We start from the raw sequence: 12,335 nt of genomic DNA, 5'->3' as shown, positions 1-12,335 counted from the left end.
CCTGTTTCTTAAATTCGAATATATATGCAACACTCAACAGCATTAACAAAAACAGCCTGTATATCAGCGCTCATCATTGGCGTACTGTCGGCAGCATTTGCTTTCAGTACCCACACGCCTTCCTATGCAGTTACCGCCGGCTCAGTAGCCATAGTAACAGGTCTTGTTTCCCTGTATATAGGAAGAAAAAATATTGACGATATGCAGCTCGCTGCTGCCGGCGTATTTATGGCGGTGGTAGCCTGCCTGGTAGGACTCTGGCAGCTATATAATTAATTGCTTCTATGGTATTTTTCCACGTAGCCTTCGGCGGCTTTTACCGGAAACAATACAAGCGAAGTATCTGACAGCTCTTTTATAATTGTTGTATCCACAATAGTGGAGGTATCTTTTACGCCTTCGGAGTGATTCCACAACAACAAGGTGTCATGTGTCAGCAACCATTTTTCGTATACCAGTGTGTACATGTTAATGGATCTGGCAGTTCCGTTCTTTCTTAGTTGGAAACCCTGTGTTTCCCTGTCCAGGCCCGCTACGGGCTGTATCCACTTTCCTATGAGCTTAGCTGCATCAATATGCAGCGTATCCGCAACAGCAGCAATGCTGTCAGTAATGCCGGCATTACTGCTGTCTGCGATAATACTAACCAGGCTGCTATCATCCTGTAATTCTTCCTTCTCCACCTCCTTCTTACCTCCTTTACAGGCAACCGCCAGTATCAATAAACACATTAAACTGAATCGTACCATAATTTAAAAATACACAATTCATCATTTGTAATGTAATTTTTAAATATTTCCATTACTTTTACATCTACACTTTAGGGGTGTTTATCCAATTAATTTAAAAGGATAAACTGAGATGATACCCTCAGTACCTGAAGCAGTTCATACTGCCGTAGGGAAAAGTAACTGAACCTTTCTCATCTTTCCACATCCTTAAAGTTTATTGTTTCACTTAAATTCCAATTAACATGGAAGTGCATGTAAACAATAAACTTTATGCGGTGCAGCCGGGAACTACCATCGCTGCACTCTTACAGTTTATTCAGATCTCTGCTCAAAAAGGCATTGCAGTGGCCGTCAACAACCAGGTGATACCAAAAACCTCCTGGGAAAACCAACCACTATCTGCAGCCGATAATATTACTATTATCCGGGCTACCCAGGGCGGCTAAACCCTGTATTTCATTTTTCGTATAGTCTTTTCCGTGATCATCATTACGGAACCGGCATTTCTATCTCTAAAAAAACCAGATATCATGCATAATCAGCCCGTGGCACTCAGCCGCACCCCCTTTCCTGCCTCAGAGAAAATATATGTGGACGGAACCATCCACCCCGTGAAAGTAGCCATGCGCAAAATAACGCTCACGGATACACGTATTCATGGAAAAAATGGCGACGCCGTTCCCAATGCACCGGTAGTAGTATACGATACCAGTGGCGCCTTTTCCGATCCGGACATCCATATTGATGTAGCTACCGGCATTCCGCGCATCCGTGAAACATGGATCAACAACCGGAAAGACGTGGAACAACTCCCGGAATACACCAGCCCGCTTGTAAGAGAGCTGATGAAAGAAGGCGGGAAGATGCCGCTCATGAGCCATACACATAAACCCCTGCGCGCAAAAGCCGGGAAAAATGTAACCCAGTTGTATTACGCACAACAGGGCATCATTACACCCGAAATGGAATACATCGCCATCCGGGAAAATCAATGCGCCGACAAGTTGTTTGAACAAAACAACACCCTCTGGCATCAGCATAAAGGCCAGAGCTTTGGCGCCAATACACCCGTGAAATTCATTACCCCTGAATTTGTACGCCAGGAAATCGCCGCCGGCAGAGCCATCATCCCCGCAAACATTAATCACCCGGAAAGCGAACCCATGATCATTGGCCGCAACTTCCTCGTGAAAATAAATGCCAATATCGGCAACTCCGCAGTTACCTCCAGCATAGAAGAAGAAGTGGAAAAAGCAGTGTGGTCATGCCGTTGGGGCGCAGATACCATTATGGACCTGAGCACCGGAAAAAATATCCACGAAACCAGGGAATGGATTATCCGCAATTCACCGGTGCCCATCGGTACCGTACCCATTTACCAGGCACTGGAAAAAGTAAATGGAAAAGCGGAAGCCCTTACGTGGGAAATTTTCCGCGATACGCTTATAGAACAGGCAGAGCAAGGTGTTGACTACTTCACTATCCACGCCGGCGTGTTGCTGAGATATATACCGTTAACGGCGAAACGCGTAACCGGTATCGTTTCCCGCGGAGGCTCCATCATGGCTAAATGGTGCCTGGCACATCACAAGGAAAATTTCCTGTATACGCATTTCGAAGATATCTGTGAAATCATGAAAGCCTATGATGTTTCCTTTTCCCTGGGAGATGGATTACGCCCGGGCAGTATTGCCGATGCCAACGATGCCGCACAGTTTGCGGAACTCGAAACACTGGGCGAACTCACCAAAATAGCATGGAAACATTCCGTACAGGTGATGATTGAAGGCCCCGGCCACGTACCAATGCACCTTATCAAAACTAATATGGATAAGCAACTGGAACATTGCCATGAAGCGCCCTTCTATACACTGGGTCCTTTAACTACCGACATTGCACCAGGCTATGATCATATCACTTCCGGGATAGGCGCCGCTATGATAGGCTGGTTTGGCTGTGCCATGTTGTGTTATGTAACGCCTAAAGAACATCTTGGATTACCAAATAAAGAAGATGTACGGCAGGGTGTGATCACCTACAAGATCGCCGCTCATGCCGCCGACCTGGCGAAAGGCCATCCGGGCGCGCAGCATAGGGACAATGCACTTAGCAAGGCACGCTTTGAGTTCCGCTGGGAAGACCAGTTCAATCTTGCGCTCGATCCGGAAACCGCACGTTCTTATCACGACGAAACCCTGCCTGCAGACGGCGCCAAAGTAGCACACTTCTGCTCTATGTGCGGACCCAATTTCTGCTCCATGAAAATTACACAGGAAGTACGTGACTTCGCTGCGCAAAAGGGTTTGGAAGAAGATGATGCCATGACCGCCGGCATGAAGGAAAAAGCTGCCGCCTTTGCAGAACAGGGAGGAGAGATCTACCTGTAAATATCGCCGCACAAAAAACTAAATGCTAAAATAGTTGATCTGGGTTATCACATCACCTGAACGGATACACGAAGAAGTGGATATCATTGCTGCCTTATTAGCGGCAGGGGCGGAGCGTGTGCTGCTAAGAAAGCCTGACTGGTCAACAGTGCAGTACGCCGCTTTGCTGGATAAGCTACCGCCGGAATATTACAGCCATATTCTTATCCGCGATCATGGTGCGCTGGCGGCAGGCTATGACCTTGCAGGCGTACACTGGAGCGGTGAAGGGATGCACCGGTTATTATCGGGTGCCATTGCCGGTAACGAAAAAACGGCCCTGGTTACCGGCAAAATGGAACAGCCAACCCGTTATCTATCTCCGGAAAATTTCAAAGAAAACAGCACAGGTATTCATTCAACAGATGATATAACGTTAACGGACAAACGTTTTCGAACATTGTTACTGAGCCCGGTATTTAACAGCATCTCCAAACCTGGCTATCATGGCCGGATAGAAGGGGTGCTTCCTGATAAAAACAACCGGCAGGTGCTCGCTTTGGGTGGTGTGGATCATACCAATATACATTTATTAAGAAACTGGCATTTTGATGGCGCAGCTTTGCTGGGAGCCATCTGGAAAACACCGGCGCAGGCCGTAGAAAATTACTACCGTATACAGCAGCTATGGAACAAGAGCGACCTTACGTGATGAGCTTTGCCGGTCTGGATCCCAGCGGGGGTGCAGGTTTACTGGCAGATATCAAAACATTTGAACAACACATGGTAAACGGAATGGGCGTTTGCACGGCGATTACCGTGCAAACACCGGAGCAGTTTGTATCAGTGGAGTGGATACCGGTAACGCATATACTGGCACAGGCGAAGCCATTGCTATGCAATACGCGCCTGCAATATTGTAAGATCGGTATCATGCCGGACATACAGTCTTTGCTTGAACTGGTACGACAGGTAAAACAATTATCGCCCGGGATACGCATCATCCTGGACCCGGTATTGAAAGCATCGGCAGGCTTTTCTTTTCACGGCAGCATTCATCAGCAAGCGTGGAAAGAGCTGCTGTCGGAGGTTTACCTGTTAACGCCCAATTACGATGAGGCATTATTGTTAACAGGACTTACCGACGGGGAAGCTGCAGCCCGGCAATTATCTGCGGGCTGTGCAGTGCTGTTGAAAGGAGGTCATCATAAAGATAAGCCGGGATACGATATACTGTATACCGGCGATGTAATCCATACTTTCTCCCCCGTGCTGAAAGAAGTATTTCCCAAACACGGTTCGGGCTGTGTTCTGTCTGCCGCTATCACTGCGGGTTTGGCACAGGGGTTTTCACTACCTGAAGCATGTGCTAACGGAAAAGTATATACGGAGAAATTATTAGCCAGTCATTCATCACTAACAGGATACCATTACATATGATCAGCAACTTACATTACATATCGCAATCATCACATACCGATAATATACTCGCTGCCTGCGATGCCGGCTGCAAATGGATCCAGCTTCGTATCAAAAATGAATCCCCTGCCACGGTGTTGCCGGTAGCGGAAGCGGTGAAAAAGATCTGTGATCGCTACCAGGCGTCTCTTATCATCAACGATTATCCGCAGATTGCGGTAGCGGTAGCAGCAGCGGGCGTACACGTAGGCAAACTGGATATGACGGTTGCCGCCGCCCGCGCTATTACCGGCGAGAAGATAATTGTTGGCGGCACAGCGAATACACTGGCAGATATCCTGCAACACGTACAGGATGGCGCCAGCTATGTGGGTGTAGGTCCGTTCCGGTTTACTACCACCAAGCAAAATCTCAGCCCCATACTGGGGTTGAGTGGTTATCAATCTATCCTGCAATCTCTAAAAGAAAAAAATATACGCATTCCCGTTATTGCCATTGGCGGTATCCTGCCGGAAGATATCCCGGCATTGATGGAAACCGGCATTCACGGTATTGCAGTGAGCGGGTTGATTACCCATGCAACAGATAAACAGGCCATTGTGAGCCAGATTCATCACCAGTTAAAACAATTATCCACATGGAGCCATTAATTATTGCCGGCAGGGAGTTTTACTCCCGCCTGTTTACCGGTACCGGGAAATTTTCTTCTCCCGAAATGATGGAAAGTGCGCTGCTGGCCTCTGGCAGCGAGCTGGTTACCGTAGCGCTGAAACGGGTGGAGATGGATAATAAAGCAGATGATATGCTGCGGCACCTGTCGCATTCAAGAATGCACCTGCTTCCCAATACCTCCGGCGTACGTACCGCCAAAGAAGCCGTATATGCGGCACAGTTAGCCCGCGAAGCGCTGGAAACAAACTGGATAAAATTAGAAATCCACCCTGATCCCCGCTACCTGATGCCCGACCCCGTGGAAACATTGCTGGCGGCAGAAGAGCTGGTGAAACTGGGATTCGTGGTACTCCCTTATGTGCATGCGGACCCGGTATTATGCAAGCGACTGGAAGACGTGGGCACTGCAGCAGTAATGCCTCTTGGCGCTCCTATTGGCAGCAATAAGGGCTTGAAAACCTTCGATTTCCTGGAGATCATCATTGCGCAAAGCAACATACCCGTGATTGTGGATGCAGGCATTGGCAGTCCTTCCCATGCTGCGCAGGCGATGGAAATGGGCGCCAGTGCTGTACTGGTGAACACCGCGATTGCCGTGGCCCGCAACCCGGTGCAGATGGCCGCCGCTTTCAAAGCAGGAGTAGAAGCCGGGCGCATGGCCTATGAAGCTGGCTTACCTGCCAGCAGTCAGCACGCGGTGGCCTCCAGCCCGTTAATCGCATTTCTCGATGAAGCATAATTATTTTATCATCTTATTAATCCTTCCGTATGTTTAAAAGCATATTTGATCAGTATGAATGGAATGAGGTAAAAGCCGGTATCTATGCTAAAACAGCCAGGGATGTGGAACAGGCCCTGCATAACCAGCGGCGTTCACTGGAAGATTTTGCCGCGCTTATTTCTCCGGCGGCAGCGCCTTACCTTGCCGAGATGGCAGCTATAAGCCAGGCGCTTACCCGGCAGCGGTTTGGTAACACCATGCAGTTGTATATCCCGATGTATTTATCGAACGAATGCCAGAATATCTGCACCTATTGCGGCTTCAGCCTCGACAATAAGATCAGGCGGAAAACCCTGGGCCCGGCGGAAATGCTGCTGGAAACAGCTGCCATCAAGGAAATGGGGTTTGAGCATGTTTTGCTGGTAACGGGAGAAGCAAACCAGCTGGTAAGCACTGACTATTTTAAGAAGACACTACAACTGCTCCGGCCGCACTTCGCCAATATTTCGATGGAAGTACAACCGATGGATGAACCCGATTACCGGGAACTGGCGGAACTGGGGCTGCATGCTGTATTGGTATACCAGGAAACCTACCACCAGGACGACTATAAAAAACACCACCCTAAAGGGCGGAAATCCAACTTCGACTACCGGCTGGAAACCCCCGACCGGCTGGGACGTGCCGGCATTCATAAAATGGGGCTGGGCGTGTTGATAGGGCTGGAAGACTGGCGTACCGACAGTTTCTTTACGGCGCTCCATCTCGCCTACCTGGAGAAAAAATACTGGCAAACAAAATACAGTATTTCTTTCCCCCGGCTCCGGCCATTCTCAGGCGGGCTAACCCCTAAAGTAGTGATGAACGACCGGGAGCTGGTACAATTGATCTGCGCCTACCGGCTATTTAACCAGGAGGTGGAACTTAGCATTTCTACCCGGGAAGAGGAGAAATTCAGAAATAACATTGTGCATCTGGGTATTACGGCCATGAGTGCCGCCTCGAAAACCAATCCGGGTGGCTATGTGGTAGATCAGCAGTCGCTGGAACAGTTTGAAATATCTGACGACAGGAGCGCTGCTGCTATTGCAGACATGCTGAAAAAACAAGGATTTGAACCGGTTTGGAAAGATTGGGATCCTGCTTTCTCCGGGGAAATAAAAAAGGTGGTTGGTTAGGCCACCTGATAGTTATTGTTGTTTTTCATGGGGAGGTTAAAAGTAATACAAGAGATACTTCTCTCAATCTTTCCAAAGATAATGCAGGTCCTTCAATTCCAAAAGCATCCTGTCAAACTGAACAAAATGAACAAGAGCTGCCCTGTTGAACAGAACCATTGTTTATTCGTTGTTTTTCAGGGTCTGATTTCTGAAAAATCCCCCATATCCATCGTATAAAAAAGGGCTGCTTCAAACGATGAGGAAGCAGCCCTGTACCGAAAATCCCGTAGTTGCCATATTACTTATCAATATAAGTATGATTGGAATTTCATGAATTCAAAAGTAATATGGCAATCCTGAACAACCGCCTAATGGGTTGATTTGAACAAAAAGAACAGACAGTATCCGTCTGCACAGAATGCTATTGGCTCACTACATCGCGGTAGCTCTTGATCGTATCGTGTGCTTCCTTAAGATTTGCCTGCTGATTACCAATGATTTCCCTCATGCTGTAAGGCATGGCTACATCCATGCTCAGGGCATCGGCGTAGGCACGCTGCACAGCATCTTCCCCATACTCACAGGAGGAGAAAAGAGCATACCGGTCGGTACCCGTAAAGGTGGTTTTTATGGCCATCCAGGTCCGGTATAGTTTTCCACTGACGGTGGTATCTGTTTCTGCATCTGCGCCCTGCGCTCTCAATAACAGGTTCAGTTCTCCTACATATTTTAAACTGTCGTTGATCATATGTTGAAACAGCGCTTTCACATCTGCGTCATCACTGGCATCCTGCGCTTGCTTGTATCCTTCTATCCGGTCATTATTGATTTTTACGAGATCGCTTAAAAGTGTGACCAACTTTTCCTCTTGTAACATGATCAAAAATTTATGGTTAAAAAAATAGTCTTATGATATATAACCATTTCATTTTCAAAAATGCGTCCATACTATAAAACCCTTTATCATGAAGCATTTCCGGATGGAGAGGTTGCTATTTTCCGTCCTTTTTTTTCTCGGATGGTGGAGAAGGTTCTACAATAGAGCGGCGTCAGCAATGCAAAATAGCTGTATACAAAGCAATTATCTTATTGGCACAAATTTTCTAGTATAATAAGTGAATCAAATCCTTAAGACATGAACAGCCTTCTTTATTTAATTGCCGTAATTCTCATTATAGGATGGATACTTGGATTCTTTGTTTATTCTGCTGGTAGTTTAATACACGCCTTACTTGTGCTGGCTATTATTGCCATCCTTGTAAATATAATCAGGGGCAGGGCCTTATAGGATTACGCTGCACTTTATCCTTCCCTGTTTAATTAGTGATAAACCACCAATTAAACAGGGAATTTTTATGTTTTCCAATACCTTCTTACCACATCAAAATATATTTCACGTTTTTTAAACCCGCTTTTTGTCGTACCCGTATATGGTCGTCAGGCGCCTGTGCGGGCGCCTCCCATGCGCATAACAAATCCTTTATGCAGTGCAACGATCTGAATGCAGGAGATTTCCTAACTTGCTGCCATGAAAAAATACCTGCTTTTTCTGATCCTCCCTATACTGACGGGCCTCTTCAGTTGCAGTTCTACCCGTAAGACCGGTACCGCTGCCGGGGGCATAGGCCAGCTAAATTTTATCGGTGAATATATTGTTCCGTATAACTTTCCTTTCAACGGTACGGTAACCGGTGGTTTATCCGGTATAGATTATGACGCGTCTGCCAGGCAATATTATCTCGTTTGTGACGACCGCTCCACATTGAATCCAGCGCGCTTTTATACCGCGCAGCTTTACTTCTCCGACAAATCATTCGATAGTGTAAAATTTACAGGAGTTACCACTTTATTGCAGCCCAACGGACAACCCTATCCCGATACCAAAACCAACCCTTCCCTTACGCCCGACCCGGAGGCTATGCGGTACAACGCCAAAAAGCAACGGCTGGTATGGAGCAGCGAAGGAGAACGTATTGTAAACAAAAAAGATACTATTCTTACAAATCCGGGTATTTATGAAATCAGTATGAACGGGCAATACCTGGATTCATTTGCGCTGCCGCCGCAATTCAGGATGCATGCCACAGAGAACGGGCCTCGCCGCAACGGCGTATTTGAAGGCCTGGGATTTACTCCAGATTATAAATACCTGTATGTGAGCCTGGAAGAACCCCGTTATGAAGATGGACCACGGGCCGAAGTGGGGCAGGGCGCTTATACCCGTATCCTGAAATTTGACAACAACACCCGGCAGCCGGTGGCCCAATATGCGTATAAACTGGAGCCGGTGGCGCATCCCGCCGTTCCTGCAAATGCGTTTAAGGTAAATGGCATTTCCGATATCATGGTACTGGGCAATGATAAAATTTTAACTATTGAAAGGTCATTTTCCAGTGGCGTAAAGGATTGTACCATCAAGGTGTTTATCACCGACCTTAGTCATGCTACTGGCATCAGTGGTATTAGCTCACTGCAGAAGGATACCCGTTTCAGGCCGGCGGCCAAAACACTGCTGCTGGACTTTGCAAGCCTGGGAAAATATATAGATAACATTGAAGGCGTTACATTTGGTCCTGTTTTGCCTAATGGGCATCGGAGCCTGGTGTTTGTAGCAGATAATAATTTTTCTGACAAAGAAGAAAACCAGTTTTTCCTGTTCGAAATCATCCCATAAAAACAATAATGACTATCTGTTGTTATGATCAGAAAAACCTGCAACATGAAACACTTGCCATTATTGTTGCTGTTTGTAGTCTTTGCTGCGTGCCAGGGTTCCGGTACAAAAACCGGCCAGTCGGATAGTGCAGCAATAAATTCTCCTTCAGACACTGCTTCCGGGGTTACTTATTCAGGAACGTTGCCTTGTGCTGATTGTGAGGGTATTGTTACAGAGCTAACCCTGCAAAGGCAACCGGATGATCGTTTCACGCTGAAAGAAACCTACCAGGGAAAGAACCAGACCTTTAACAGTAACGGCGTTTATACCATTGTACATGGTACCACGGCTGATCCGGCGGCTATCGTGATCCACCTGAATCCCAATAAAGACAAAAACCTCCAGCGTTATTATCAGCAGGTAAATGAAGATGAACTGTTGTTATTAGACTCCGATCAGAAAATGATACAAAGCGGACGTAATTACACCCTGAAAAAGGTGCTTTAATATCTAAGGAATATAAAAGGAAAGTGAGGGGCCGGTTTAAAATAAACCGGCCCCTCACTTTATATCAAAAAAGTCGCTTAAATTTAGCGGTGACCTGTGACCTTTTATCATTCTAACTTATTATGAATCGCATTCCGGGCTATCTGATTTTATGCTTATTCTTCTCTATACATGCCTATGGTAAAACACCGGCAGACAGTCTTCTGAAGGAGCTGAACAAGGTAATGGCGAAATCAGCTGTTTATGATTCCCTTAAAATCCGTGGGATTGACAGCATAAAACACACCCGGCAGGCCGCCGGCAATGATCCTGCACGCCAGTACCTTATTTGCAGGCAGTTATATAACGCTTACAAGGTATTCAACTTCGATTCTGCATTTACGTATGCCCAGCAGCTGCAGGTATTGGCCGGCCAGTTGCATGATCCGGTATTGCTAACTGATGCCCGGGTGAAGCTGGGATATGTTTTATTGTCGTCGGGCATGTTTACCGAAACCGCTGCTTTTATTAATACGATTGATCCCACAGGCGCCCCGGATAGTATCCGGGTGGAGTTTTTCCTGATGAAGAGCCGGTTGTATTTCGACCTGGCAGATTATAACCAGGATAAATATTACACCCCCACCTATATTAAAATAGCCAGTACGTATGTTGATTCTGCCCTTCACCTGATGACGCCCAACTCGGTTGCATATAAATACAACAAGGGGTTGCAGCTGTTCAAGCTGGGAAACATTCCGGCAGCGCTGGCCATTTTCCCGGATCTGGACCAGCCAGGCATTTCAGGGCGAGAACTGGCTATATTAGCCTGCACACTTGGGTCTATTTATGACGCTGCCGGCAATAAGGATACCGCCATTTGTTTAATGATCAGGTCGGCCATTGCGGATCTGCAGACTTCCACGAAAGAAACGATGGCCGCCTACAGCCTGGCCACCCTGCTTTTTGAAAAGGGCGATGTAAAGAATGCCTCCCATTGTATTGAGCGGGCTATTTCGGAGGCGGTATTTTATGGCGCCCGGCAAAGAAAGGTAATGGTAAGTAGTATTTTACCAATTATTGAGCACGAACGGATCAATACCGCGGAAGAAAGAACCAGATCCTTGCTGATCTATGCCGCTATTGTAACCCTGTTGCTGGTGGCGCTGGTGATACTGGCCATCACCGTATTCCGGCAGGTACAAAAATTAAAAGCCGCGCAGCGCATTATTACCGCGGCCAATCTTAAACAGCAGGAAATCAACAACCAGTTACTGGAAGCCAATAAAATTAAAGAGGAGTATGTGGGGTATTGCTTTAATATCAACGCTTCTTATATCGGTAAAATAGAAAAACTAAAACAGAACCTGGAGCAGAAATTAACTGCCAACAAGCCTGCAGAACTAAAGTTTCTTGTAAATAATATCAATATCAGGCAGGAGAGAGAAGAACTTTTTACCAGCTTCGACCGGGTATTCCTTAAAATATTTCCACACTTTGTGGCTGAGTTCAATGCCCTTTTTGATAAAGAGAACCAGGTGATCCTGAAAGAAAATGAACTGCTGAATACCGACATCCGGATTTTCGCCCTGATCCGTATTGGTATCAACGACAACGAAAAAATCGCCCGCATCCTGGAGTACTCCGTGAATACTATCTACGCCTATAAAACCAGGATCAAAAAGCGCGCGCTGATCCCAAGCGAAGAGTTCGAAGCCCATATTATGAGCATTAAAGCCCTGTAAAAAGCGGCAAAAACTGTCTCATACCATTAATATATTAATTATTTATATATAATAATAACTTATTGATTATCATTACTATCCAAGAGATAATTTTGGATTATTCGGCTTTATTTTCTATATTTTGACTGTAAAACTTGTTACCCTGCTGATTGATTTTTTACTTTGAATCAGTAGAATGATAAATACCAAAATTCTAAATTCTAACCGGAGAACTAAAAACCACTAAAGAAGACAGAACGACCAGGGTCGATTCAAAAAGACAGACATTATCCACGTTGACAATTTGCGGGGCATCCCGGCAAACAACGCCTTATTTCCGTTCACTAAATTTTAATGAAAAACATTTAATCCACGGAAGCAGTATTACGTGACTGCTTAA

At 46.3% G+C, this 12,335-nt stretch carries 14 protein-coding genes and 1 riboswitch; of the genes, 12 read left to right on the top strand and 2 right to left on the bottom strand.

Annotation, left to right across the window (positions count from 1 at the left end; genetic code table 11):
* Positions 1-24: 24 nt before the first annotated feature.
* On the top strand, positions 25-276 hold the full coding sequence (locus ACMXI2_RS28795; RefSeq protein WP_483779327.1) for a hypothetical protein: 252 nt from the start codon (positions 25-27) through the stop codon (positions 274-276).
* Here ACMXI2_RS28795 and ACMXI2_RS28790 read toward each other — a convergent pair.
* Complete coding sequence (locus ACMXI2_RS28790) at positions 273-749, bottom strand: lipocalin-like domain-containing protein (protein ID WP_483779326.1); 477 nt, start codon at positions 747-749, stop codon at positions 273-275. The two genes, ACMXI2_RS28795 and ACMXI2_RS28790, sit on opposite strands and share 4 nt — an antisense overlap.
* A gap of 63 nt (positions 750-812) precedes the next feature.
* Positions 813-921, top strand: a riboswitch (TPP riboswitch).
* 52 nt (positions 922-973) lie between these two features.
* On the opposite strand from ACMXI2_RS28790, the gene thiS reads away from it, so the two are divergent.
* The 7 genes from thiS (at position 974) to thiH (ending at position 7,087) form a co-directional block, all read left to right on the top strand.
* Positions 974-1,177, top strand: a complete 204-nt coding sequence (thiS, locus tag ACMXI2_RS28785; RefSeq protein WP_079471618.1) for a sulfur carrier protein ThiS — start codon at positions 974-976, stop codon at positions 1,175-1,177.
* Between the two features lie 84 nt (positions 1,178-1,261).
* The gene (gene thiC, locus ACMXI2_RS28780) at positions 1,262-3,118 is read left to right on the top strand and encodes a phosphomethylpyrimidine synthase ThiC (RefSeq protein WP_483779325.1); all 1,857 of its coding nucleotides are present in this window, start codon (positions 1,262-1,264) and stop codon (positions 3,116-3,118) included.
* Positions 3,119-3,152: 34 nt separating this feature from the next.
* A complete protein-coding gene (locus ACMXI2_RS28775; protein ID WP_483779324.1) occupies positions 3,153-3,809 on the top strand; it encodes a thiamine phosphate synthase in 657 nt (218 codons plus the stop codon).
* Entirely contained in the window at positions 3,785-4,537 is a 753-nt protein-coding gene (locus tag ACMXI2_RS28770) for a hydroxymethylpyrimidine/phosphomethylpyrimidine kinase (RefSeq protein ID WP_483779323.1), read from the top strand. The genes ACMXI2_RS28775 and ACMXI2_RS28770 overlap by 25 nt, the downstream gene beginning before the upstream one ends.
* The gene (locus ACMXI2_RS28765) at positions 4,534-5,166 is read left to right on the top strand and encodes a thiamine phosphate synthase (protein WP_483779322.1); all 633 of its coding nucleotides are present in this window, start codon (positions 4,534-4,536) and stop codon (positions 5,164-5,166) included. Before ACMXI2_RS28770 ends, ACMXI2_RS28765 begins: the two co-directional genes overlap by 4 nt.
* Positions 5,154-5,927 (top strand): thiazole synthase, encoded by a 774-nt coding sequence (locus tag ACMXI2_RS28760; protein WP_483779321.1) that lies wholly within the window; start codon positions 5,154-5,156, stop codon positions 5,925-5,927. Before ACMXI2_RS28765 ends, ACMXI2_RS28760 begins: the two co-directional genes overlap by 13 nt.
* Before the next feature lie 29 nt (positions 5,928-5,956).
* Positions 5,957-7,087: a 2-iminoacetate synthase ThiH gene (gene thiH, locus ACMXI2_RS28755; protein WP_483779320.1), complete on the top strand. Its 1,131-nt coding sequence runs from the start codon at positions 5,957-5,959 to the stop codon at positions 7,085-7,087.
* A gap of 403 nt (positions 7,088-7,490) precedes the next feature.
* On the opposite strand, the gene ACMXI2_RS28750 is transcribed toward thiH, so the two are convergent.
* Positions 7,491-7,946 carry a ferritin-like domain-containing protein gene (locus tag ACMXI2_RS28750; RefSeq protein WP_483779319.1) on the bottom strand — a complete coding sequence of 152 codons (456 nt, stop codon included), beginning with the start codon at positions 7,944-7,946 and terminating at the stop codon, positions 7,491-7,493.
* A 258-nt stretch (positions 7,947-8,204) separates the two neighbouring features.
* Between ACMXI2_RS28750 and ACMXI2_RS28745 the strand changes: the two genes are divergently transcribed.
* From ACMXI2_RS28745 to ACMXI2_RS28730, 4 genes are all read left to right on the top strand, one after another.
* Positions 8,205-8,357, top strand: coding sequence for a lmo0937 family membrane protein (locus tag ACMXI2_RS28745; protein ID WP_483779318.1), 153 nt, complete (start codon positions 8,205-8,207; stop codon positions 8,355-8,357).
* 240 nt (positions 8,358-8,597) lie between these two features.
* A complete protein-coding gene (locus tag ACMXI2_RS28740; RefSeq protein WP_483779317.1) occupies positions 8,598-9,743 on the top strand; it encodes an esterase-like activity of phytase family protein in 1,146 nt (381 codons plus the stop codon).
* A 45-nt stretch (positions 9,744-9,788) separates the two neighbouring features.
* Positions 9,789-10,232: a copper resistance protein NlpE gene (locus ACMXI2_RS28735; protein WP_483779316.1), complete on the top strand. Its 444-nt coding sequence runs from the start codon at positions 9,789-9,791 to the stop codon at positions 10,230-10,232.
* Between the two features lie 122 nt (positions 10,233-10,354).
* Entirely contained in the window at positions 10,355-11,956 is a 1,602-nt protein-coding gene (locus tag ACMXI2_RS28730; protein ID WP_483779315.1) for a DUF6377 domain-containing protein, read from the top strand.
* The last annotated feature ends 379 nt before the right edge of the window (positions 11,957-12,335 follow it).

It is taken from the genome of Chitinophaga sp. G7 BAM 1005 (assembly GCF_057126945.1).
This window is presented reverse-complemented; position numbering and strand designations above follow the sequence as displayed.